The organism is Archangium sp. Cb G35, assembly GCF_001896145.1.
Taxonomy (GTDB): Bacteria; Myxococcota; Myxococcia; order Myxococcales; family Myxococcaceae; genus Archangium; species Archangium violaceum.
The window spans coordinates 287,299-312,317 of record NZ_MPOI01000007.1; the positions used below are offsets into that span (position 1 = coordinate 287,299).

Annotated in this window: 15 protein-coding genes and 1 pseudogene; 7 read left to right on the forward strand and 9 right to left on the reverse strand. The window is 70.6% G+C overall.

Going from position 1 to position 25,019, the window contains the following annotated elements:
* Positions 1-86: 86 nt before the first annotated feature.
* Positions 87-1,310 (forward strand): sensor histidine kinase, encoded by a 1,224-nt coding sequence (locus tag BO221_RS22710; RefSeq protein ID WP_073562577.1) that lies wholly within the window; start codon positions 87-89, stop codon positions 1,308-1,310.
* Between the two features lie 6 nt (positions 1,311-1,316).
* Here BO221_RS22710 and BO221_RS22715 read toward each other — a convergent pair whose 3' ends face one another.
* The 6 genes from BO221_RS22715 to BO221_RS22740 all read right to left on the reverse strand — a co-directional run bounded on the left by BO221_RS22715 (position 1,317) and on the right by BO221_RS22740 (position 11,171).
* Positions 1,317-4,478, reverse strand: coding sequence for a hypothetical protein (locus BO221_RS22715; protein ID WP_143195618.1), 3,162 nt, complete (start codon positions 4,476-4,478; stop codon positions 1,317-1,319).
* Entirely contained in the window at positions 4,465-6,396 is a 1,932-nt protein-coding gene (locus BO221_RS22720; protein WP_073562579.1) for a hypothetical protein, read from the reverse strand. Before BO221_RS22720 ends, BO221_RS22715 begins: the two co-directional genes overlap by 14 nt.
* Before the next feature lie 4 nt (positions 6,397-6,400).
* On the reverse strand, positions 6,401-7,366 hold the full coding sequence (locus BO221_RS22725; protein WP_073562580.1) for a FecR domain-containing protein: 966 nt from the start codon (positions 7,364-7,366) through the stop codon (positions 6,401-6,403).
* Complete coding sequence (locus BO221_RS22730) at positions 7,363-9,210, reverse strand: ATP-binding protein (protein WP_143195619.1); 1,848 nt, start codon at positions 9,208-9,210, stop codon at positions 7,363-7,365. Before BO221_RS22730 ends, BO221_RS22725 begins: the two co-directional genes overlap by 4 nt.
* A 243-nt stretch (positions 9,211-9,453) precedes the next feature.
* Positions 9,454-10,452, reverse strand: coding sequence for a hypothetical protein (locus tag BO221_RS22735; RefSeq protein ID WP_143195620.1), 999 nt, complete (start codon positions 10,450-10,452; stop codon positions 9,454-9,456).
* Positions 10,453-10,478: 26 nt separating this feature from the next.
* Positions 10,479-11,171 (reverse strand): hypothetical protein, encoded by a 693-nt coding sequence (locus BO221_RS22740; RefSeq protein WP_233166213.1) that lies wholly within the window; start codon positions 11,169-11,171, stop codon positions 10,479-10,481.
* Between the two features lie 144 nt (positions 11,172-11,315).
* Here BO221_RS22740 and BO221_RS22745 point away from each other — a divergent pair, with 144 nt between their 5' ends.
* Positions 11,316-12,296, forward strand: coding sequence for a hypothetical protein (locus BO221_RS22745; RefSeq protein WP_073562581.1), 981 nt, complete (start codon positions 11,316-11,318; stop codon positions 12,294-12,296).
* Positions 12,297-12,380: 84 nt separating this feature from the next.
* The gene (locus BO221_RS22750) at positions 12,381-15,458 is read left to right on the forward strand and encodes a cyclic nucleotide-binding domain-containing protein (protein ID WP_073562582.1); all 3,078 of its coding nucleotides are present in this window, start codon (positions 12,381-12,383) and stop codon (positions 15,456-15,458) included.
* Positions 15,459-15,614: 156 nt separating this feature from the next.
* Here BO221_RS22750 and BO221_RS57640 read toward each other — a convergent pair.
* A pseudogene (locus BO221_RS57640) lies at positions 15,615-15,719 on the reverse strand (hypothetical protein); the annotation flags it as partial.
* Positions 15,720-16,265: 546 nt separating this feature from the next.
* Between BO221_RS57640 and BO221_RS22760 the strand changes: the two are divergent.
* The gene (locus BO221_RS22760; RefSeq protein ID WP_073562833.1) at positions 16,266-17,522 is read left to right on the forward strand and encodes a styrene monooxygenase/indole monooxygenase family protein; all 1,257 of its coding nucleotides are present in this window, start codon (positions 16,266-16,268) and stop codon (positions 17,520-17,522) included.
* Here the strand turns inward: BO221_RS22760 and BO221_RS22765 are convergent.
* On the reverse strand, positions 17,458-18,567 hold the full coding sequence (locus BO221_RS22765; RefSeq protein ID WP_143195621.1) for a hypothetical protein: 1,110 nt from the start codon (positions 18,565-18,567) through the stop codon (positions 17,458-17,460). The two genes, BO221_RS22760 and BO221_RS22765, sit on opposite strands and share 65 nt — an antisense overlap.
* 308 nt (positions 18,568-18,875) lie before the next feature.
* On the opposite strand from BO221_RS22765, the gene BO221_RS22770 reads away from it, so the two are divergent.
* Entirely contained in the window at positions 18,876-20,477 is a 1,602-nt protein-coding gene (locus tag BO221_RS22770; protein WP_073562584.1) for a bifunctional UDP-sugar hydrolase/5'-nucleotidase, read from the forward strand.
* Positions 20,478-20,548: 71 nt separating this feature from the next.
* On the opposite strand, the gene BO221_RS22775 is transcribed toward BO221_RS22770, so the two are convergent.
* Complete coding sequence (locus tag BO221_RS22775; protein WP_083681280.1) at positions 20,549-22,543, reverse strand: ELWxxDGT repeat protein; 1,995 nt, start codon at positions 22,541-22,543, stop codon at positions 20,549-20,551.
* 321 nt (positions 22,544-22,864) lie between these two features.
* Here BO221_RS22775 and BO221_RS22780 point away from each other — a divergent pair, with 321 nt between their 5' ends.
* Positions 22,865-24,469, forward strand: a complete 1,605-nt coding sequence (locus BO221_RS22780; RefSeq protein WP_073562586.1) for a hypothetical protein — start codon at positions 22,865-22,867, stop codon at positions 24,467-24,469.
* A gap of 37 nt (positions 24,470-24,506) precedes the next feature.
* Entirely contained in the window at positions 24,507-25,016 is a 510-nt protein-coding gene (locus BO221_RS22785) for a hypothetical protein (RefSeq protein ID WP_073562587.1), read from the forward strand.
* The last annotated feature ends 3 nt before the right edge of the window (positions 25,017-25,019 follow it).

Sequence of the window (25,019 nt, forward strand, 5' to 3'; positions counted from 1 at the left end):
CGCCTGCTCCCTTGCGCCCCAGGCGCGGCGACCTCAGTTTGTCCCACCCTCTGAAAAAATGCTCAGCGGGTGGGAGACAGACACCGATGAGAACCCGTGCCAATCCCGCTCCAGAGTCCGTGCTGGTCGTTGACGACGAGCCATCGCTGCGCACCATTCTCTCCTTCATCGTCCAGCGCACGGGCGCCGTCCCGGTGCTGGCCCCGGACGCGGCCACCGCACGCCAGCTCGCCGCGAAGCACACCTTCGCCTGCGCTCTCATCGACAAGAACCTTCCGGGAGAGAATGGCCTGGAGTTCCTCAAGTGGCTGCGCTCGGTGCAGCCCGGGTGCAACGCGCTGATCGTCACGGCCTACGGCAACGTGGACAGCGCCGTCGAGGCCCTGCGCCTGGGCGCCTTCGACTACCTGCTCAAGCCCTTCGAGGTGGACGCGCTGGCGCACCGCCTCAAGCTGGCGCTGGAGCAGTACCGCATGCGCCAGGAGCACGAGCGCATGCAGGCCATGCTCGTGCAGGCGGACCGGCTGGCCTCGCTGGGCCTGCTGGCGGCCGGCGTGGTGCACGAGGTGAACACGCCCCTGGCCTACGTGCTCTCCAACCTGGACTGGCTCGACGAGGAGCTGCCATCGCTGCGCGAGGGCATCCAGAAGCAGGCACGCGAGGGCTCGGGCAAGGAGCTGACGGCGCTGGCCGCGCGCCTCCAGTCGGTGGAGAACACCCTGCGCGACATCCGCGACGGGGCCGAGCGCGTGCGCGACATCGCGCGGGACGTGAAGGCCTTCGCCCGCAACCCGGATGACTCGAGCATGCTGGTGGATCTGCGCGAGGTGCTCGAGGCGGCGCTGAAGATGGCGCTGGTGCACATCCGCTTCCGGGCCCGCGTGGTGCGCGACTACCAGGACGTGCCGCTGGTGAAGGCCAACGAGGCCCGGCTGGCCCAGGTCTTCCTCAACCTGGTGGTCAACGCGGCCCAGGCCATCCCCGAGGATGGGTGCGAGCACGAAATCCGCGTCCGGCTGTGGACGGGCCCCCACGGCGAGGCCTGCGCTGAGGTGGGGGACACCGGCATGGGCATCCCCGCCGAGAACATGGCGCACCTGTTCGAGCCCTTCTTCACCACCAAGCCCTCGGGCGAGGGCACGGGGCTGGGCCTCTTCATCTGCAAGTCCATCGTCGAGGCGTTCGAGGGCACCATCACCGTGGACAGCCGCGTGGGCGAGGGCACCACGTTCCGCCTCTCCCTGCCTCCGCACGTCCAGACTTCCCGCGCCACCATGTCCCTGGAGCCGGTGAGCGCCGTGGCGCAGTGAGGCGGCTCAGTCCGTCACCCGGTAGAGCCTCGCCGCCCCGATGCCATCCCCGGCGGTGAGGTAGACGGACTCGCTTCCGCTGGGGCCGAGCGCCTTCCCGTCGAAGATGCGCGTGGCCCCCGTGCCCAGGCCGTTGCCCGCCAGGCCCTCGCACGAGGCGGGGAACTGCGCGGCGGAGCACCCCTCCCTTCCCTTGAAGTCGTCCCGGTTGATGGGAGCGGCCGTGAAGGCGCGCAGCAGCACCGCGCCCCGCGACGCGTTGTCGAAGCCCACGTAGAGGGCATTCGCGGTGGCCACCAGGAGCGAAATCGAGACGTTGTCCGAGTCATTGAACTGGGTGAGCTGCGTGTCCCCCGTGGAGTTGGGGGCCACGAGCGACCAGTCTCCCGGATCGCAGTCCGTGGTGGAGCCCGTCCTCTCCGGGCCGCACACGAAGAGCTGCGGGCCCCTCACCCCCGACGAGCTGGTGGTGTTGCGCGCGAGGTAGAGCTTCCCCTGGAACACGGCCAGCTGCGGCACGGCCCTGTCCGCCGGCGTGAGGTCCGCCGTCTTGGTGGTCGTCCGGCTGAGGCGCGAGCTCCAGGCCTCGAGCGAGGGCGTGCAGGAGGTCCAATCCCCCGGGAACGAGCCGTAGGAGCGGGGCGTGGGCGCCGTCGAGCGGACGCACCCACCGTTGTTGGTGACGTAGAGACGATCATTGAACCCGGCCAGGGTGTCGATCATCTGCACGGAGGCGCCGTTCTTCGGCGAGCCGCCCACGCCGATGCCGGGCATTTCATCGGCGATCAGGTTCTCCACGTCCGTGCCCGAGACGGCGTTGTAGCCGGGATCCACCGTGGGGAAGCGCTTGAGGACGAGGAGGTACGGCCGGGCGCCCCCGGTGTCCGGGAAGCCCAGGTAGAGGCGATCCCGGAAGAAGAGGGCCGCGGAGAAGCCCCGTGTCTGCCCTCCGAGCATGGCCGAGAGATCCACGTGCCGCATGTACATGGTGCTCAGGTCATCGGTGTCCTGGCCGAGGTAGACGTAGTCCAGGTCTCCTCCGCTCTTTCCCCCGCCCATCCCCAGCCACTCCTGCGTCCCCACGAGGCCGGAGAAGAAGAAGCCACGGCCATCCTCGTTGTCCGGGCCGCACTCGGGCGTATTGGCCCTGCAGCCCGTCGCACCGATGGAGCGATAGGGCGCCGCGGAGCTGTTCTGGCTGGAGTTACCCGTGATGTCCTTGTGCAGGAAGAAGCCGAAGCTCTGACCCCCGAGCCCATTCAGGCCCACGCTCACGCCACCGGTGCCACTCTTGTTGGGGCCGAGGTAGACACGGCCGTCGTAGCCGAGCACGTGGGCGAAGGGAGAGCCATCGCCGAAGGGGTTGTCGAGCAGCGGCTCCACTTCGGGCAGGATGGAGACCTCGCCCGACGAGACCAGCCCGGTGGTCACGGCCGCGCCCGTGTTGGCATCCTGGCCCTCCGCCCCCGCCTTGAAGAAGGTCTTGCCCACCTTGGTGGCACGGTAGCGCCAGGCGAAGAAGGCACGGGCCCCACCCGCTACATCCTGTCCCGAGTCGGCCGGTTCCATGAGGAGCTCCGCCACACCGCTGCTCGACTCCAGGAGCATGGGCTTCACCCCCCGGGCCACGGTGCTCCCGGTGTTGCTCACCGTCAGGGTCACGTCGAAGACGTTCCCCGGTTTGGTTCGGGAGGGAGCCGAGAGCGTGGCGGTGAGCGCCGCTTGCCGCCGCACCTGGAGGGTCGAGGAACTGACGGGCGGGAGCACCACCGTTTTCCCATCCGTCTCATCCACGCCGCGAGCCCCCGCGTGGAAGGCGCACGAGCCCTCGGCCTTGCCGACGAGGCGTGCACGGAACACCGCCTGCGCATTGCCGGGGAGACGGTCCACTCGAGCCGGCCACGGGGTGGTCCCAGGCACCAGTTCCAGGCCGCAGTTTCCCGAGGCCCCCTCGTCCTCCATCGTCACCCCGAGCAACGCCGAGTCGCCCGTGTTCGTCACCTCCACCTCGACGAGGAACTCCTGCCCCACGTTGACGCTGGTGGGCAGCGGGAGGAAGTGCCCCGTCAGCTTCGCGGGCGACTGCACGGTGATATCGGCCGAGCGGGCCTCGGGAGCACGCACCTCCACACCACTGGAGGCATCCCGCCCCACCGCGTTCACCAGGAAGGCCAGGGTGCCCTTGGCGCCGGCGACATATTCCCACGCGAACTCCTGGCTCGCTCCAGGCGGGAGGTCCGCGCTCCCGGGCACCGGCCCCGACACGACGGTCGACACGGACCCCATCGCATTGGGCTCACCCGGCACCACCCCGATCGCCCCGGTCTCCCCCGTGTTCGTCACGCGCAGCGAGACCTTCGCCCGCTGGCCCTCGTTGACCACCTGCTTCTCCGGGGCGAGGAACGAGGCGGAGAGCACCGCGCGCTCGCGGATCCGCAGCGGCCCCACCTCCACGTCGGGTGCCCGCAGCGCCGTGCCCGTCAGCTCCTCGCTTCCCCGGATCTCCAGCGCGAAGTGCACCTCTCCCGGCGCGACCGCCCCGAGCTCCCAGGAGAACGACGCGCTCCCGCCCGCGGCGATGCCGGCGGGCCCGGGCTCCGAGAGGATTTCCACCCTGCCCCCGCCCACGGGACGCAGCACCGGAGTGACGGCGAGCGCCGCCGAGGTGCCCGTGTTCTCCACCGTCAGCGTCAGCCGGGTCCGCGTCTGGACCGATACCTGCCCCCGCTCCAACACGGCTCCGGCCTCCAGCCGCGCCAGTTGCGCCAGCGAGGACAGATACGCCCGAGGCAGCTCCACGTGCCCGCCCAGGGGCCCCACCACCTTCAACACGTGCCAGCCCTGCGCGATCCCCGCGGGCACCCGGGCCCGCAGCGTGCGCGCATCCACCCACGTCACATCCTCGAGCGCCACCTCTCCGAGGAAGGCCTCGAAGTGGTGGTCCATCGTCACCGGCACCTTGCCGCCCAGGTGCTGGGTGGCGAGGGGCAGGAAGTTCTCCCCCTCGATGACCACGGACACCGGCGCGGAGCTCATCCCCCAGGCCGGCACCATGCGCAGGGGACGTGGCTCATGCGTGGAAGCCGGACTCCGGTCACACGCGGCCGCCAGGACGCACAGGGCGAGGAACACGGCGAGACGAGGAAGGCCACGATCAATAGAGCTCAAGGCGATACCCCACGTGGAGACCGCCGCCCCACAGCGCGCCACGCAGCACGCGCAGGGACGGATCATCGAACCAGCTGAACCGCGCCTCGAGGAAGGGCTGTCCCCGTCCCAGCGGAAGGCCCATCCCCACCATCGCCTGCGCGCCCAACACCCACGTGCCCTCTTCCAGCGCGGGCCCCTCGCTCCACGCCACGCGGCTGCGCACCCGGGTCACCGATGGCCCCGCCGCCACCCAGCCCTGGAGGCCCTTCTCCTTCAGGGTGCGCAGGCCCACCGCCACGGTGGTGTCGAACCACTCGTTGCGCCCCGTGAAGCCCGGCGCCACCTCGCCGCCCGTCCGCGAAAATCCCAGATAGCCGGTGTCGAGCAGCAGCCCCAGGGCCGGCCACTGGGGCAATGGCCACGCCTCCAGCCGCAGCCCCACGGACGGCGCCAGCACATCCCCGAGGTTCGTCACCAGGCCCACGCGCGGCGCCACCAGCAGCACCGGACGGCGGCGCAACAACGGGAGCGTTCCCCGGCCGCGCGCCTCCCCCACCCGCACCTCCAGCTCCGAGAGGTGGTCCACGCGGGCCACGGGCGGCACGTACCGCAGCTCGTACGTCCCCGGCGCCTTCGGCAGGAGCTTGCAGGCCAGCTCCCGCGCGAGCACGGCCTCGGGCCGGGGCTCGCGCACCGGGTTGCCGAAACGATCTTCCACGGAGATGCGCCAGACGGCCTCCGAGCGGCCATCCGCCATGAGCATCGGCAGCAACGGCTGCACCGACACCCGCGCGGGCACGGCGGGGCGCAGCTTCAGGGTCCGCGTCAACACGGGCGCCGAGGCTTCCCCCGCGAGCAGCCGCAGCTCCACCTGCTCCCGTGTGCCGAAGCGCGGCGCGAAGCGGAAGACTCCCGCGTACTCTCCCGCCTGACGCTCGGTGAGCGCTCCCTCTCCCGCGAAGTCGGACTCGAGCCGCAAGCCGGCACGCGCCGGATTGCCCGCGGCGTCCCGGGCGGACACCTCCACCGCCACCCGCACCTCCTCGGAGGCCACGAGCTCCTCGGGGTCCACCCGCATCTCGAAGTGCCGCGCCGGACCGGGCACCGCCGCCACCCGCACGCTCACGGCCCCCTCCCTGTCCCCCGTCACCGAGCCCTTCAGCTCCAGACTCCCGGCCGGCCCCGGGGGGACGGTCCACTTCAGGAGGAACACGCCCGGCTCCAGCCCGGCCGGCGCGCTCAGCGTCCCGCGCGACACGGAGAAGTCACCCGGACGCGGAGACGCCTTCCCGGGCTTCAACGAGTAGAGGCGGATGGCCACCGTCTCCTCGCGATCGGCCCGCACCTCGCGGCGCTCCGCGACGGCGTGCAGGAAGGGCTGCGGGGGCACCCCGAGAGCGATGCGCCGCTTGCCGAAGAAGGCCTCGTGCACGCCGGGCGGCACCGCCACGGGGATGCGCGCCACGCCCCTGCCATCCGCCTGGACCGGGCCGAAGGACTGGCCTCCCACCTGGAGCGTGACGGGCGCTCCGGCCCGCGTGCGCACCTCGGCCTCGCCCTGGCCCCACAGCGGGAGCACCGACCAGCCATCGAGCGTCCCCCGGGGACCCCGGGCCAACGCCACGAGGATGACCTCCAACGGGAGACGCTGACGGGGAGGCACGTAGGTGGCGCGAAAGACGCCCGGCTTCACCTGCGTCACCGGCCCCAGGTCACCACTGCTGGCGAACACCTCGAGTCCGGTGGCCTCGGCCGCCAGCTCGATGCGCACCTCGGCCTCCCGGTCCACGCCGAGCCGCACATGCCCGGGGACACACTGGATGCGGATGCCCCCTTGCGGCGGCCGGGCGGCGTCCGCCCCCACCGCGAGGCCGGGCCACCCACCCACCAGCAGCCCCACCAGGAGCAGCGGGAGTGTCCTCGGGCACGAACACATGGCGTCAGTGCGCCTCGTCCCAGCGGAAATTCACCGACTCCGCCTGCCGGGGACTGGCGCGCGCGCGGGGCGGACGGCAGGCCATCATCTTTTCCCGTATCTCCCCACCCGGCTCCCTCGCCACCACCTTCACCCGGCCGAGGCCCTCGCGGCGCGGGACGTCCACCCGGAAGGAACCATCCCGGGAGACCTCGGCGGGCTCGCCTTCCACGAACACCTCCGTCCCCACCCGCACCTGCCCCGAGAGCGAGACGCACAGCGAATCCCGGGCGGAGGCCTTCGACGCGACCTTCAGCAGCACCTCGAGCGGGATGGGCTCCGCGGCGATCGGCTGCGCGCCATCGATCACCACCGACTGCTGCCCGGCGGCGACCTGGACGGTGACGCCCGCGGAGGACAGGTTCACCGAGCCCCCTCGCGTGGCCACCGCCACCGTGGAGCCATTGCGCAGCATGGTGAAGCGCGCGGCCCGCGTCTCGGCCACCGTGCCATCCTCGCCCTGCACGCGCAGCAGCCGATCCTCGCGCCCATCGTAGTCCACGTGGATGCGGCCGCGTTGCAGCCGGATGTTGTGGACGGCGCGCGTCACCTCGCCCACCCGCACCTCGGAGCGCTCCGGGATGGACAGGCGCGAGGCCTCGTCTCCCACCTTCAGGTCCACCCGCGCGCCGGGGCTGGTCCGCACGGAGTCGTCGGGAGCGAGCTCGTGCCCCACCCGCAGCGCCTCCCACCTGCCGTCATGGGTCCACTCCACCGCGCCCACCACCTCGACGACCGTGGCGCGCACGTCCCGGACCACGGCCGGAACGGGAGATGGCGCGGGAGGTGCGGACACGACGGCCAGGGTGCTCGGCGGAGGGGCGGCCCCGAAGCGCTCGAAGAAGAACCAGCCCGCCGTGGCCAGCAGGGCCACCAGACACAGCCCGAGCGCCAGGGCCCGGCCGAGGGAGTCTCGTGACGAATCACTCATGTGAGGTGTGCCTCCGCGCTGGCCGCGGGAAGGATGATGGTGATGGTGGTGCCCTGCCCCGCGTCGCTCTCCACCCGGATGCGGCCATGGTGGGCCTCGACGATGCGGTGTGCCACCGACAGCCCCAGCCCCACGCGGCCGGGCTCGTCCTTGGTGGTGAAGAAGGGATCGAAGATGCGCTCGCGCATCGTCTCGGGGATGCCCTTGCCGGTGTCCTTCACCGACAGGCACACCGCATCCCCCTCGACGGCCGCGAGCCCCACGGAGAGCGTGCCGCCCGAGGGCATCGCGGTGAGTGCGTTCTGCAGAAGGTTCGTCACCACCTTCTGGAGCTGATCCGCGTGCCCGAGCACCCGCGGCATCTGCTCGCCCAGCTCGCAGGACAGGGTGACGCCGCGGGACTGGAGCTCCTCGCGCACCTCGTGGAGCGCGGCGCGCACCGGCTGGGCGGGATCCAACGGACGGCCAGCGCCCGCGCGCTCCTGCTCCGCCATCTGCCCCAGCTCCCGGATGATGCCCGCCATGCGCCGGGCCTGCTCGAGCGCCATCGTCAGGCTCTGGCCCACGGGTGAGCTCGCGGGCACCTCCTCGCACGAGAGCGACAGCAGGCCGAGGATGCCGGTGAGCGGATTGTTGAGTTCGTGGGCGATGCCGGCGCTGAGCGAGCCGAGCGCCGCCATCCGCCGGGTGCGGGCGATTTGATCCTGCGCCTCGCGCAACTGCCGGGTGCGCTCGTCCACGCGCTGCTGCAGCTCCTCGCTCCAGCGCCGCAGCTCGGCGTCGCGCCGTTGCAGCTCGCCGGCCATGTGGTTGAAGGAGCGGGCGAGCAGCCCGAGCTCGTCCCGGCCCTCCTCGGGGACACGCTCGCCGTAGCGGCCCTCGGCGAGCGCGGCCACGCCCTCGGAGAGCCGGGCGACGGGCTGGCTCACGCCCCGGGCGAGCACGAAGCCGAGCACGCCGGTGGCCGCCAGCGCCATGAGGGCCCAGAAGAACGTGGAGCGCCGCACGTGCTCGGCGGGGGCGAAGGCGGCACTGGCCTTGCGGCCCACCACCGCGCCCCAGCCGAGATCCGGCACCGGAACGAAGGCGGCGAGGAACTCGGCCCCATTCGCGTCGTGCACCGTGCGCACCACGGGAGAGCTCTGGGAGAGCCCCTCGGCCACCAGCGCGCGCTGCGCCTCGCTCAAGGTGCCGGCTCCGTGCGCGGTGGCCACCGGGACGCCCTGGGCGTCCACGATGAAGGCCAGTCCGTCTTCTCCCGCGAGCTCCTCCACCTGGCGCCCCAGCTCGGCGAGCGACAGCTCCGCGAGCAGGAGACGGGAAGCGGCCCCGCTCACGCGGACCGCGAGCGCCACGCGGCCCCCGGAGGTTTCGGGCGTGCGGTACGGAAGGCCGATGGCGGCGCCCGTGGAGAGGGCGTCGCGCACGGGCGCCTGGCGCGAGAAGAGATCCAACGAGGCGTCGGTGACGGGCTGCCGGTTGCCGCCGCCCTCGGGCGAGACGACGGCCGGAGCGATGGCGTGGCCCTGCGCGTCCACCAGCACGAGCAGGTTGAGGGCCGCGAGCTGACGCAAGGGAATGCTCAGCACCGCGGAGGCCTCCTTGGGCCCGAGTTGCTCGAGCGGGAGGTACTCGGCGGCGAGGCGGAGGTTGTCCACGCCCGTGAGGACGAGCTGACGGCAGGAGCGCGCGAGCTCCGTGGCGGACTGTGTCTGGAGCCCTCCCACCAGGCGGTGCAACTCATCGCGGTTGGCGTGAAAGGACAGCCCGCCGAGCAACAAGACGGGCACCACCCCCACCAGGGCCAGCACGAGCATCAATCTGGAGACGAAGCGCACGGGCACGGACCATTCCCCTGTCCAGCGGACGCGGACGATTGCAGCACAGGGAATAGGCGTGGATCCGACCCGGGTGAGGTGTGACGTCACACCGTGAACGCGCTCGGGCAGCAGGCGTTGGCAGGAGGACGCTTGCGCTCGGAATCAGACGGTGGGTTGGCGCCGTACGTGGGACAAGCGCACCTCACCACCTACGGAGCCCATCACCCATGAGGGAAGACGGGCCCCGAGAGGCAACGCCGCCGGGACTCAGTACACGAGGAGCGGATGCGGGGCGTAGTAGCTGACGATGGTGAGCACCGGCAGCGTGGGCGCGTCCTCGTCATCCTCCTCGCCGCTGGAGGTGACCCGCAGCCCGTCGAAGCGCGCGAGCACGACGAAGTCCTTGCCCGGGGCGAAGAACGGATCCGCCTTCGGCAGACGGCCGAGCGCCTCGCGGCCGGTCTCGTCGGTGATGTTGTCGAAGCGCTGCATCGTGGACGAGCTCACCTCCTGCTCGCTGGTGGAGATCTGCCCGCCCAGATTGGACGGACCGAGCATCCCCACGTTCCCGCCCACGGCGCCCGAGTGCACCTTCACCGAGTCCTTCCGGGTCGCGTAGCCCACGGACTGCGCCCGCTCCACCGAGCCGAGTCCCTGCTCCACGAGCCATACCGTGGGCTTCTCATCCTCGGTGCGCACGTCCGCCACCTGGGCGCGCAGCAGCAGGTAGCGCCCCTTGTACATCTCCGGCTGCGCCACGGCGGCCGACAACGCGAAGATGGGCACCTTGCGCGCGTGCAGCAGCGGCAACTCCCCATCCACGCTGCCACCGCGCTGGGCCACCACCTGGGCGATCACCTGCGCCGCGTCCGGCCGCACCCGCAGCTCCTCGTACCACGCGTCGCTCAGCACCGCGTTGAGCAGCGTGAAGTGGGTGCGCTCGACACACGACTTCAGCGCCGCCCAGGCCTCGTCCCGAGACGTGGACTGCAGCTTGCGCGCCGCCACCTCGCACTGGGCCGGGGTCGCGTAGCGGGCGCCAAACGCCTTCTCGTGCGGGCGCGAGGGCACCGGGCCCGCATCCGCCCGGGCCGTCCGCGTGGGCCGCACCTCGGGCTGCTCCTCGGCCAGCAGCGGCTTCGCCGGCACCTCGTCCACCGTGGTGTGCGTGTGCCTCGAGGAGCCACACCCCGCCATGGCCACCGCGCACAACAGGGCGGCGCCCGAACGCGCCGCCACCTTCGACATCTTCTGGATGACTGACATGGTTCGCTCCATCCCGCCGGTTGCCACTACAGCGACCCCGAGAGCTGCGACGAGCGCCGGGCCTGCTGCCGCACGGGCCGCACCTCCCCGGACGTGGCCTGGGAGGCCGGCATCACCAGGGAGCACGCCTCGCCACACTGGTTGGACAGGCACACGAGCGCGGACGCGCCCACCTCCTGGCGGGACACGTTCTCGTAGCAGCGCTCACCCGTTCCCGGGCAACCGCGCTTCTCCGCGCACTGGCAGCACGCCGAGGCCACCGTCGCCATCATCGTGGTGTCCTGCAGCACCTGCGACATCTGGCGGTAGCACGCCCGAGCGGCCGGGGCGAAGCGGCCCTTCGAGTCGATGATGGGCGTCTTCCCATCCAGGCCACAGTAGTCCTCCGCGGCGTCGGAGAACTTGCGCTCGCACTGCGACACGAGGTTCTTGTCCGCCGTCACTCCCGTGGGCGGCTTCGCGGCCTGCGTGCACAGAGCGTGGCCAATGTCCTTGAGGGTGCGGACGTTGCCGGCGGCCTGCGCCTGCACATCCGTGGACGAGGTCACATCGGCCTCGAAGATACATTCACGGCCCGCCCGCAGGGTCTCCACGGTGCAGGCCCAGGCCGTCGGTGATTCGTCCGCTTGAGGAGGCGCGCCCAGAGCGCCAGGCGGCAGCGCTTGAGCGGCGCTGTCGGGAGACGAACAGAGAAGGGCAAGGAGTACGGCGGTGATCATGATGCCCCCAGCGTAGGACCAACACGTCACATACTCAAACAGGCCCCGGGTGGTAGGCAACCATGAGTTTGCCTCATGCACGGTGGCCATCACTGACTAGCTTTCGATCGTTGTAACGCGGTGGTGCGCCGGAGGGGGGAGGCCATGCAGTCTTCCGTTGGCAAACGTGCGTTCACGCGGCTGCTGTTGACGTGTGTTCTCCTCTGCGCATGCACCGCGCCCGTCATCCTCAGGGGCCCCGCGGCCCTGCCCGGCGAGGTCACGGGACCACTCCCGGTGAAGCTTTCCATCCAGGCGGTGGATCCCGCGGGGGGTGCGCTCACCTACGCCTGGCAGCAGGTGCCCGAGTCGCCCGCCGGGACGTTCAGTGACGCTTCCTCGCCTGCTCCCACCTGGCTGGCTCCAGTGGTGGAGAAGACAACGGTCTTCACGCTGCGGGTGACGGTGACGGACAGGAACGGAGGCACCGCGCGGGCCGAGGTCCAGGTGAAGGTCCAGCCCCCGGAGCGGCGGCACAACCGCGCGCCGGTGCTCTCCGGGGCGCCGGTGGTCTCGCCCGGGCCGGCGAGGGCCGGGGACACCGTCACGCTCTCGGTGCGGGCGGAGGACGCGGATGGAGATGCCCTCACGTACCTCTGGCGCCAGCTCGCTCCCGAGCCCCAGGGCACCTTCGTCTCGGGGCCGGAGGGCGCGGACGTCACCTGGTTCTCCCCCGCCGTGGGCACCGCAACGGCCTTCACCTTCGAGGTGCTCGTCTCCGACGGCCACGGCGCCCCGGTGCGCGGGACGGTGACGGTGCCGGTGCACATGCCCCGCTATGCCCAGGACATCCAGGTGCTGTGGAGCTCGCTGTGCACCAGTTGTCACGGCCGGAGCGGAGGGTTGGATCTGTCACCGGGCCTGAGCCATGCGGCGCTCGTGGGGGCGCCGATGCTGACCCGGGCGTGCTCGGACTTCATGAGGGTGACGCCGGGTGAACCCGACGCATCCGCACTCCTGAAGAAGCTGACCGGCACGGAGTGTGGCACTCGTATGCCGCGCAACGATCCCACCCACTTCGACGCCCACCCGGGAGAGCTGGTGCGCATCCGCTCCTGGATTCTCGGGGGCGCGGCGGACGACTGACGCCCGCTCGCCTGCTCTCCAGCCGCGAGCCCCCGGTGCTTCGTCCTGGATAACCCGGTTTTCGACAGATAGAATGGGCTGCCCGTGGCTGCCCAAGAGTCACAGTCCTGGGGCCACCGACTGTGGCCCGCGGCGACGTTCCAGTTCGCCCTCATCGCTGGCGTGACGCAGCTGAAGACCGCTGCCAACGCACTCGTGTTGTCGCGCTTCGAGTCGCACACGATGCCCTACCTGTACCTGGTGGGCGCATTGCTCGTGGCGACGCTGACGTTGCTGCCGCGCCGGGAGCCGGAGGCCCGCAGCGAGTCGCTCAGCGTGCTCACCGGAGTGGCCGGGCTGATCGTGCTGGGGCTGGCCGCGGGCGTGTCCATGGGCCAGCGGATTCCGGCGCTGGTGCTGTACCTCTTCGTGGACGCCTTCACCACGGTCATCTCCCTGCGCTTCTGGGGGCGGATGGCGTCGGCCTTCGACGCGCGCGAGGCGCGGCGGGCCTTCACCGCGCTCAACGGCGTGGGCATGGCGGGAGGCATGCTGGGCGGCCTCCTGGTGCAGGGACTCGCCGAGCGGCTCGGCACTGCCTCCATCATCGTGGGCGGAGCGCTGTCGCTCTACGCCGCGGGAGTGGCCTTCCACTTCCACCAGAGCGAGGGGCCGCGGGCGGCACGTCCCCGGTACATGGCCCCGCCCGTGGCGGCCTGGGAGTACCTCTCCACCAGCAGCTATGCCCGGGTGCTGGCGGCGCTGGGCGTGAGCTTCGCGGTGCTGTCCTCCTTCGTGGACTACCTCTTCCGGCTGCGCGTGGAGAACACGCTCAGCGAGGACGGGCTGGCGGCGCTCTTCGGCTCGCTGCAGTTGTGGATCGGCCTGGTGTGCGTGCTCTTCCAGTTGCTGGTGGCCGAGCGGCTCCTCAAGCGGATGGGGCTGATGAGCTACCTGGCGCTGCTGCCCGGGGCGATGGCGCCGCTGGCGGTGGCCTCGCTGCTGACGAAGGAGCTGTGGCCGGTCCACCTGCTGCGGCTGCTGGAGAACGCGGTCAACTACTCGCTGCTGCCGGTGGGTGTGCAGTTGCTGTACGCGGCGGTGCCGGACGAGGAGCGCGAGGCCCTGCGAGGCGCGGTGGACGGGCTGCTGCGCAAGGGCGGAACGGTGCTGGCCGGTGTGCTGCTGATCGGCGCGGGCCGAGCGGCCGACGGCGTCACCATGGCGCTGGCGGTGATGGGGCTGTGCGGGCTGCTCGGCGTGCTGCTGCTGCGCTTGCGGCCGGCCTACGTGGAGGCGCTGGGCGAGCAGGTGGGCGCCCACGGCGAGGACGACGAGGAACTGGGCCGGGAGGATCGCCGGCTGCTGGTGGAGGCGTTGAGCTCGAGCGCGCCGGACCGGGTGCTGCACGCGCTGGAGATCCTGGCGGAGGAGGGACTGCCGCTGCGGCCTCACCTGCCCGTGCTGCTGCACCACACGCACGAGCGGGTGCAGGAGCGCGCGGTGGCCCTGGCGCTGGAGCTGGGCGCCACCGAGACGGCCCCGCAGCTCGAGCAATTGGTGACGCAGGGCGCGCGGCGGCCGAGGGACAGCGCGGTGGGGGCGTTGGCGAAGCTGGCGCCGGAGCGGGCGGAGGTGCTGCTGCCGCCGCTGTTGCAGAGCGCGGACGTGGGGCTGCGCTGCGCGGCCGTGGGGGCGCTGCTGACCACGAAGTGGCGCGCGGCGGCGCAGGTGTCGCTGGGCGCGATGACGGCCCGGGGCTCGCAGGCGCCGGTGGCGGATCGCCGCGAGGTGGCACGGCTGTTCGGGCGGCTGAAGGACCCGAGCTACACGCCCATGCTGACGCCCTACATGGGCGATCCGGACAGCTCGGTGCGGCGCGTGGCGGTGCACTCCGTGGGCGAGGGCGGCTACGTGAAGCTGGCGCCGAAGCTGCTCACCTTCCTCACCTGGCGCGAGGAGCGGCGCGCGGCGCGCGAGGCCCTGGCCAGCCTGGGTGACGAGGTGACGCCCCTGCTGGAGGCGACGCTCAACGATCTGAGCGCGCCGCTGGCCATGCGGCTGCAGGTGCCGCGCGTGCTGCGCCTGATCGGCACGCCGGGGGCGCTGCACGCCCTGCTCTTCTCCAACGTGCGCGACGATGCCCGGCTGCACTTCCGCATCGGCGCCGAGCTGTCGCGCCTGCGCGATGAGCACCCCGAGCACCCCGTGGACGAGGATCGGGTGCGCGAGGCGCTGGGCCGGCGGCGCGAGGTGTACCGTGCCCTGGTGGAGCCCTTCCGGGATCTGCGCGCGGAGCTGGGAGAGCACGCGCTGCTCACCCGCGTGGTGGGGGATCGGCTGGATCAGGCGCTGGAGCTGTCCTTCTTCCTGCTGGGCCTGCTGCACCCGCCCCATGTGATGCGGCGCGTGCACCAGCAGGTGGCGGGCCAGGACTCGCGGCGGCGGGCCTATGCGCTGGAGCTGCTGGAGACGCTGACGAACGAGGAGGACCGGGCGCTGGTGCGCGAGCAGGTGGAAGCGCACCACCGGGATCTGCCTCCGGGAACGCCGGGCCAGTTGGAGGCGCACCTGGCGTGGTTGTGCCGCAGCGAGGATGTGGTGCTGCGCGCGTGCGCGCGCTACGTGGCGGGGCGGATCGGCATGGATCTGCCGCCATCGCAAGAGGGAGACATGAGCCAGGCGACGGTGCAGAAGCTGTTCCTCCTCGAGGAGGTGCACGTCTTCTCGCAGAGCGACGTGGACGACGTGGCGGCGGTGGCGGCCATTGCCCGCGAGGCCCGCTTCCGCGCGGGTGAGCGCGTCTTCAGCCAGGGAGACCCGGGAGACGCGCTCTACGTCATCATCGAGGGCGCGGTGGACGCGCGCAGCAACGGCGAGCACGTGCTGCGGATGCGGGCCAAGGAGACCTTCGGCGACCTGAGCCTGCTGGACGGAGCCCCCCGCCCCACGGACGCCATCGCGGTGGAGGACACGCGGGTGCTGGTCATCGACCGGCGTGACTTCCTCGATCTGCTGGCGGACCGCCCGGAGCTGCTGACGGGCTTCTTCCGCGCGGTGACGCAGCAGATGCGGGCCGTCATCAACGCGTCCGAGCAGACGCCGTTGAGCGGGGCGCATGTGATGGATTTGCCGAAGGAGGAGCAGACCCCTCCCCCGGAGGAGCAGAAGCGGGCGGGCTGAGCGCGGAGCGGAACCCGCTCGAGCTGTCCGGGAAACCACTCCCCTTCCGCTCGTGGGACGTTTTGCCCGCTGACGGCACGGTGGGGTGAACGTCTGCCCGCCCCGGGTGAGCGTCACGCCGCGCAGGTCGGCCTCGGCGGTGGGGCCCCGTGCCTGGCTGATGGCGTCCTGCACCCGCAGGGGCACGTCCGTGATGGGGATGGTGCCGGGAGCGACCACCTCGCCGGTGACCTGCACCTTCTTCCCCCGGAAGCCCACCACGCGGACATCGAGCTGTGGCCGCTCGATGACTGGCCCGTGGCCTCCGCGGACCGGAACTCCCCCGCTGGAATCGTCAGCTCGGGGTGCTCCCAGACGATGACATTCAGCACGTCGTGGGCCGTCACCCGGTAGTCATAGTCCGCCGCGAGCGCCGCCAGCGGATCCTCCCGCGGCGGGGGCCGCGTCCGCTCACGCTCCGCCAGCTGCCTGCTCAGCAGCTCCGCGTCGATCGAAACGATCTCGTACGCATCATCCCCGGTGCCCGCGTCCGCCATCCCGGCGTAGCGCTTCCGGAAGGCCCCCTCGTCCATGGACATGCCGGGGCCCCACGCGCATGCGCTCATACACAACATCGCGGCCAGTAACAGGACGCGCCCCATCGGCCCCCCGTCGCGCAGATCCGTCCACAGGAGCGCCTATTCTTCGGCTCCAGGGGCACGCTCGCAAACCCATGCGCTTGCCGGTGTCTGGAAGGAAATAGGCCGCGCCATCCGGACAACAACCCCCCTGCCCTCCAGGGCACGGGCACGCATGTATGATCTCCACATGGCGAACATCGCAATCGTTGGCGCGGGCCAGGCGGGGCTCTTCCTCGGCTTCGGCCTGCTCGAGGATGGACACGACGTCACCCTGTTCTCGGACCAGACGCCCGATGCGATCCTGAATGGCCGGCTCCCCTCGGGCATGGGGCTCTTCGAGGACGCGGTGAAGAAGGAAGCCGCGCTGGGGCTCACCTTCTGGGAAGACGTGATGACGCGGGGAGAAGGCGCCATCCTCGAGCTGATCAACCCGGACGGTGGCACCGGGCTGCACATCGCTCCGCCCGTCCCGAGGCCGCATCGGGGCGTCGATCAGCGGCTGAAGAACTCCACCTGGATGCGGGAGCTGGAACGCCGCGGCGCGGCCCTTCGCGTCGTCCCCCTGGCGAACCCGGAGGAGCTCGACGCACACACCGCCGGCTTCGACCTCGTGCTGATCGCCACCGGCAAGGGCTCCATCTCCACCCTGTTCTCGAGGGATCCCCAGCGCAGCCCCTTCGACAGGCCCCAGCGCCACATCACCTGCTTCCTCTTGAAGAACTTCCGCCCCGAGCTCCGCAGCGGCACCATCCGGGTCCTGCCGGGAATCGGCGAGGTGGTCAACACCCCGTTCTACAGCCGGGACCAGTTCAAGGGACGCATCCTCCTCATCGAGGGCATCCCGGGTGGACCGCTCGACTTCCTTCCACGCACGCCGCCGGGCCGCGAGCTGCTGGAGGAGTGCAAGCAGACCCTCTCCAGGTTGCTCCCCGGACAGCTCGAGGATCTGCGGGAGGCGGAGCTCCCCAGCGAGCAGTGCTGGCTTCGCGGCACCCTCACGCCCACCGTCCGTCACCCGGTGGGCCGTCTGCCCTCGGGCCGGGCCGTACTCGGCCTGGGTGACGCCATCCTGCTGCATGATCCGCTGGCCGCGCAGGGCGGCAACAACGCGACCTACATGGCGGACTTCTACCGGACCCGCATCCGCGAGCACGCCGGGCGTCCCTTCACCGCGGAGTGGATGCAGCGGACCTTCGATGACTTCTGGACCGGCTATGGCCAGTACGCCATGGGCGTGACGGCCGGCCTGCTCCTGCCGCCCGCGCCCCACCAGCAGGCGGTCCTCGCCTCGGCGCACCACGTGCCCGCGGTGGCCGGAGCGTTGATCGACGGGCTGTACGATCCCAGGGCCCTCTTCCCCTGGTTCGTGAACCCCGCCTTCACCCGGGAGTTCCTCCAGTCGAAGGGAGTCCCTCCGGCGCTGCTGGAGCAGCTCTGGCGATGAGATGGGCCGCGGCCACGGGGATGAAGGGGCGCAGGAAACACCTCACCAGCGGCAGCGACGACAGCGCCCGCACTACCGCGAGCCCCATCAGGCCCCAGGGCCGCCGCTCCACGGTGGCGGCCGGGGAGAACACCTCGCGCGTCTGGTTCGTCCACACCGAGCCGTAGGTGCTCAGCACCGGAACGCGTGAGGTGAGCCCGTTCCAGACGCGCAGGAACCAGGGCTCGCCCGCGGTCTCCTCCTTCCAGGCCTGGGAGCTCTTGCCCGCGGTGAAGACCACGAACCACCAGGCGCCCCACAGGGACATCAGCGTGGCGAGGACCTCGTCACGCCAGGGCACCCACCGCGTGGCCAGCCACAACACGGGAGCCCCGAGGACGAACAACACCAGGCCCCGCCAGCGGCGCCTCATCTTGGTCCGCACCCACGGCAGGTTGAGCCAGACACGCGGGGTGAGCGGCTCGTCCTCCGGCACCAGTCCGGTGCGCAGGCTCGCCTCGCGCTCGAGCACCGTGTGGAAGTCGCGCGACAGGGCGATGACGATCCACTGAGCGATCTGCAGCATGGAGAACAGCGCCGCCCAATAGACGACCCGGCGCACCGTGTGCTTCCCCTCCAACTCCTCGGCCTGCTCTCTCTTGGCTTCCGCGGCGTCCCTCGCCGCCCGCCGGCGATCCTCGGCCGCCTGGGCCTCCTTCAGGGCCTGTTCCACCGCGGCGCGCACCTTCTCCTCGTCCGCTCCCGCCATCCTGGCGAGCATCCCCGTGCCCTCCGCGGCCTTCTGGAGCTTGCGCAGCTTCTCCATTCCGGCCTCGGCCTCCTCCAGCTCGGCCCGCGCCTCCTCCAGCTCGCGCGCCACCTCCTCCTGATGCTGCTCCGACCATTCACCGGGCCCCACCGTCTCCACGGCCTCCTTGCCCGAGCCCGTGAACAGCACCGCCAGCCCCAGGACGACGATCGCCTGGCTCACGCCCACCTTCAGGTAGTACCGCCGCAGCGCCCGGTCCGCCCACAGGTCGCGCAGCAGGTGGAACGGCAGGCACATTCCGTGGACGAGTTCCGCCAGCCGGTTCACTGGCAGCGCAACACTCCGTTGTGGGAAGTGTCCGGCGCCCTCACGCACGTCCGCCCACACCTCCCAGAGCCACCGCTCGCGAGCAGTGGCCGGTCCGGGTCCTGGGCTCCCCCCACCCCGCGCTTCCTCAGGAAGAGGCGGGGCATCCTTCTCGCGGGTCAACACACCCGGAACGCTAGCACGACCGGCCCGGGCGCGCGGGGGTGCCCTTTTTGACGACCCCGGGGGGGAGGTGTGGTATTCGCGCGGTCGTATCGCCAACGAATTCGGAGTCCTCAATGCCTCGAGAGTCCGTTACCAGGCCGGCGGCGGGTGGAGTGAGCCCGTGGCGCCGTGCTTCCGGTGTGGTCGCCTTCGCCCTCCTGGGCGCGCTCACCGGCTGCGAGAAGGAAACCCCGCCCCCGCCTCCGGCCGCCCCGCCGGCCCAGGCGCCCGCGGCCAAGCCCACCCCCAAGCCCACCACGGTGACCGTGCTCGTCACCGGCAGCCCCAACGGGCAGCTGCTGTCCACCACCCCCGCCGAGGGCGAGCAGCCGGCCACCGGCGCCGCGGAGCTGCTCGGCTGGTGGGCCGCCAAGGAGAAGCACTGTGCCGGCCAGCTCAAGGATGGCCAGGCCCCCTGTCAGGACGCCTCGACGCTGGCGCTGGCCATCGGCGATGCGTGGAACGGGCCGGCCATCTCCTCCTTCTTCTACGGGGAGACGACGTCCACGGTGATGGGCCGCATGGGCTTCGCCGCCTCCGCCCTGGGCAACCACGAGCTGGACTATGGGCGCGAGCAGTTCCAGAAGAACCTGCGGGCCGGTGGCTTCCCCTTCCTGGCGGCCAACCTGAAGGTGAAGGACGCGGCGCTGGCCAAGGACTGGGATCTGCCGGGCTTCAAGGTGTTCGAGCGCCAGGGCCTGAAGATCGGCGTGGTGGGCCTGACGTCGCCCAAGACGGTGTCCACGGCCATGGCCGGGCGCGCCGAGGGCCTCGAGGTCATCCCCGACGAGCAGGCGCTGACGGAGGCGGTGGGCGAGGCCCAGAAGTCCGGCGCGGACACGGTGGTGGTGCTCGCGGACGAGTGCGCCAGTGATCTGCAGGCCGTGGTGGGCAAGCACCCCGAGTGGAAGGTGTCGCTGGTGGCCGGTGGCCGCTGCGCGCAGCCGGTGAACACGAAGGAGGGCAACACCACCTACGTGTCGCTGGGCCGTGGCTTCGACAAGTACCTGCGCGCCGCCTACACCTTCGACGGCTCCAAGCCCGAGGGTGAGCAGGTGACGGGCGTGGAGGTGACGGAGGTGAGCGTGACCGGTGGCGAGGGCGCCCCGGCCGCGGACGCCGACACCGCGAAGGCGATCGCCGACTTCAAGGCCAAGCTGGATCAGGCCCTGGGCGAGGAGATTGGCTTCACCAAGAAGGCCTTCGCGAAGGACTCCAAGCAGCTGACCAGCTGGGTGACCACGGCCCTCCGGGAGCAGACCGGCGCGGACGCCGTGGTGCTCAACCGCAAGGGCTTCCGCGAGGGCCTGCCCGCGGGCAAGGTGACCAAGGGCAGCGTGTACTCGGTGCTGCCCTTCGAGAACTCGGTGATGATGGTGGAGGTGAAGGGCGCGGACCTGGCGCAGCAGCTGGCCAACCCGGAGGCGGTGTTCTCGGGCTTCACGCCGTCCGGCAAGGGCAAGTTCAAGGACGCCAAGGGCAAGCCGCTGGATCCGAAGAAGGAGTACAAGATCGCCACGGTCGAGTACCTCTACTTCGGCGGTGACGGCTTCGAGTTCGAGAAGCTGGATCCCGAGCCGGGCGAGACGGGCATGTCGTGGCAGACGCCCGTCATCGACTGGACCAAGGACAAGGCCACCACCGAGGCGAAGCCGCTGGACAAGCTGATCAAGTAGTCCGCGCCATCCAACGGTGGTTCACGGGGCCCGGTATCCGAGAGGAGACCGGGCCCTCGTGTTTCCAGGCGTTACTTGCGGCGGCGCCGGGCCAGCATGGACACGGCCGTCAGCAGCGCCCAGCCGGAGAGCACGCCAGGCGAGGACGCGCCGCAGCCGCAACCGCTTTCGGTCTGGGGATCGTAGTCCCGCCGCACCTTCACCTCGAACGAGCAGCGTGAGACGTTGCCGGAAGCATCCGAGGCGGTGACGCGCACCTGGGTGCGGCCCACCACGAAGTCACTGCCGGGCGCGGGCTCGTAGGTGATGGACGGCTTGGAGACCGAGTCGGAGGCATTCGCCTGGAAGGCCACCTTGGCGCCGTAGCGGAACTGCCGCCAGACCTCCATGTTGCGCGGGCAGACGAGCCCGGGCGCCATGGTGTCGCGTACCTTCACCTGGAAGGAGCAGGTGGACTTGTTGCCGGACTCGTCGGACGCCGTGACGAAGACCTGGGTGTCGCCGATGGGGAAGTCACTGCCGGACAGCTTGCTGTAGCTGATGTCCGGAAGCCCGGGCTTGTTGTCGTTCGCCGTGGCGAGCGCATACGAGGCGGGCGCGCCCGACGGCCCCTGCGCCTCCACGACCATGGCAGACGGGCAGGCCAGCTCCGGCGGCGTGCAGTCGTTCAGCACCCACGGCTCGGCACCATCGGTGCCATCGTCGGTGATGAAGAAGACGCGCGGGCCCACCGGGGTGAGCCAGGAGGGCTCCGAGGAGCCAGGCCCCGGAACGATGTCATGCAGCAGCTGCGTCCCCTCCCGGGTGCCATCCGTGGACCAGAGCTCACGGCCCTCCTCGGCGGTCTCCGCGCTGAACATCACCTTGCCGTCCACCACCGTCAGCCAGAACGGCGCCGCGCTGTCGCGTCCGGGACGGATGTCCTCCACCAGCACCGTGCCCGCCACCGTGCCATTGCTCCGCCACAGCTCGAACCCGCTGTCGTCGTCCCAGGCGGTGAAGAGCAGCTGGCCATTCAGGTGCGTCAGGAAGCGGGCGTCGCTGGACTCCTTGATCACGAACGTCCCGCCAGAGGAGCCATCGCTTCGCCACAGGGAGCCACCCGCCCCCGACACGAAGAAGACCTGTCCACCCGTGGGCGTCAGCGTCACGGGGCCGGCGGCATAGTCCTCGGGGCCGCGGCTCAGGGTGCTGACCCGCACCGTTCCCGGACCCGAGCCGTCGCTCTTCCAGAGATCCCACTGCTTCGCGTAGTCCGACCCGGCGAAGAAGTAGATCGTGTCACCCGCCACCGTCAGGCCGCGGATGAGCTCCTCGCTCGGATCACTCTCGATGACCCGGACGACGGCGACACGCTCGGTGCCCTCCGGCGTGCCATCGCTCTTCCACAGCTCGACCTCGCGGGGGCCACCATCCGCCGCGAAGTAGATGACGTCCCGGAACACGGCCAGCGAGCTGATTCCCGAGCTTCCGGTGCCGGGGACGAGATCCTCGACCAGCACCGTGCCCTCCGGCGTGCCATCGCTCTTCCACAGCTCCTGGCCGTGCACGCCGTCATCGGCGATGAAGAAGAGCGTGTCACCCAGCGCCGTCAGCGCCGTGATGCCGGAGTCCTCGGGCCCGGGACGGAGATCCTTGACGAGCACGGTGCCCTCGGGCGTCCCATCCGTCTTCCACAGCTCGCGGCCCACACCATCGCCCTTGGCGGAGAAGAAGAGCGAGTTGCCCGCCACGGTCAGCGACTTCGGCTCCGAGCCCGTCGCGCCCGGGAAGACATCCGCCACGCGCTCCGTGTCGAGCTCTCCGCCACGGCTCTTCCACAACTCCAGACCGCTCGTCCCATCATTGGCGGCGAAGAAGGCCGTCCTGCCCAGCACCATGGGCGGCTGCACGTCGTAGTCCGGGAAGGAGCCGGCACCGCCCGAGGCGATGGGCTTGACCATGGTGACAGGGCGGCAGGAAGCCGGTTCCGCCTCGGAAGAGGCAGCGGCCGTGAGCGGGGCGCCCGCCGCGGTCAGGGCGCTGATGCATAGCAGTGAAGACACACCGGTCCAGTACCGACGCATGGGTCCACCTTCCTGTCTGAGGAATGAGTGAGAGGGGTGCCGTACTCTGTGCACTCGCTCCAACACGACAACTCGCGCTCCAGGACGAGGCGGGCTTTCTGTGCTGCACAACTCACTTCCTCGGAGAGCAAGGAAGGAACAGTCAAATGGCAAGAATGATTGTCATTGGCGCACCCGGGTACGTCCCCACCGGCCCCCGGCTTGCGCTCCGGTGAGAGACGGTGGTACGCCCCGAGGCTCAACGCGTCCGTCTCATTCCTGACAGCCACACAGGAAACCGGGCCCAGACTGGTTGCCGTGAAAGGCAGCGGGGGAAACAGCATGCACCTGTTCAGCAGCGCATTGTCACGCCGGATCGGGCGTGTCCCACCACTCGCCATGCTCCTCGCCCTGGCGGCGGGGTGTCCCGGCGGTGGAGGCGGCGGTGGCGGTGGGGGCGGTGGCACCCAGGTGACCCTCAACGGCACGGTGACCTACGACTTCGTCCCGGCGACCTATGCGCGCAACAGGGCTCCGCTCGACTTCGCCGCGGCCGTCAAGAAGCCCGTCCGCAACGCCGTCGTCCAGGTGCGCCAGGGAACGAAGGTCCTCGCCACGACGAACACCGACGAGCAGGGCAAGTACCAGCTCTCCTTCCTGCGGAGTCTCAAGGGCTCGACCTCGCTCGAGGTGCTCGCGAAGACGAGCAACCCGCAGATCCAGGTCGAGGACAACACGGACGGAAACGCCATCTGGGCCATCGGCACCAGCACGCTGCCCACCACCGACAGCACGCTGGACCTGCACGCGGGCCACGGCTGGACGGGAACGGCCTATGACGCGGCCCGCCGCACGGCGGCTCCCTTCGCCGTGCTCGACTCCATGTACACCGCCTCCAAGGCGTTCATGGCGGTCCGCACGGTCACCTTCCCCGCGCTCAAGGTGAACTGGAGCCCGGACAACGTTCCCCAGGGTGGCGACAAGTCGGCCGGCTTCATCAGCACCTCGCACTTCTCGCCCACGGAGAACGAGATCTACATCCTCGGCAAGGAGGGCGCGGACACCGACGAGTTCGACGCCCACGTCATCGTCCACGAGTGGGGTCACTACTTCGAGGGCAACCTGTCGCGCTCGGACAGCCCCGGAGGCCCGCACGGCCGGGGTGACGTGTTGGATCCGCGCATCGCCTTTGGCGAGGGCTACGGAAACGCCCTCGCGGCCATGCTCCTGCCCGAGCCCCTGTACGTGGACACCGTCTGGGCCGGAGCAGAAGGAACGCTGGCCTCCTTCGGCATCGACGCGGAGAACGAGCCGCTGGACACCGATGATCCCACGCCCGGGGTGTTCTCGGAGACGAGCGTGCACCGGCTCCTCTACGACATCTTCGACTCCGGCACGGTGGAGTCGTACGACAGGGTCGCGGCGGGGCTCGGCACCATCTACGACGTGCTGGTGGGGGCGCAGAAGGCAACGGACTCGATGACGACCATCGCCTCGTTCGTCACCGCGCTCAAGGCGCAGCCGGGCGTGAACGCGACCGATGTGAACACCCTGCTCGCCCGCTACCAGATGGGCGCCATCACCACCGAGTGGGGCGACGGGGACACGAAGATGCGCAACATGTACGCCGAGGCGCGTACGCTCCCGTACAGCAACAACATCGAGTTCGAGGGTGGCTACGAGTACAACAAGTGGCAGCAGAACCAGTATTACGTGTTCACGGGGAATGGCTCCCGCGTGACCGTCTCGGCCTCCGCCCCGGCCGATGACGTGGCGATCACCGTCTACCAGCGGGGCGAGGTGGTGGGCCAGGCGGATGAGCTCCTCGTCGGCACGGAAACCGCCAGCTTCACCACCCAGCAGAACTCGAAGTACGTGGTGGTGTTGACCGGCTTCAGGGAAAGCGCGGGCGGCTACAACGTCGCCATCTCCATCAAGAGCCCGTGACAGGGCCCCACCCCCGCCCAAGAATTCAGGAGCACACATGAACCGCAAGACCTTCGCCGTCCTCCCGGGCCTCTTCGCGCTGCTGGCCCTGGCGGCCTGTTCCTCCTCGTCGAAGTCCACTCCCTCCTCGACCACCGATTCGGAGCCCGCCGTGCAGGGAAAGATGCAAGCCCCGGTGGTGGTGAACGTGCAGTTCGAGGACTCCTCGTCCGCCCGTATCACGGTCCGCTTCGACGCCCCGGCCACCGGCGTGCGGGTGGAAGCGCGTGGCCTCGATGGACTGGTGGTCATCGGCCGGCCGACGCTCGCCCACAACGTCAACTTCCCGCGGGACACCACCGCCACCTATGACGTGCTCTTCACGCCGGGCGCCGGCCGCTCGCACCTGGCCGTCTCCGTGTCCGGTGAGTTCAAGGGCGCCCAGCTGTCGCGGGTGGCGACCTTCGCGATCGGCACGCCCACGGACTCGCAGCGCTCCTCCAACGCCACCAAGGCCGAGGGCGCCGAGGGTGAGCGCATCAAGGTGATGCCCGCCGACACGCAGTAACGC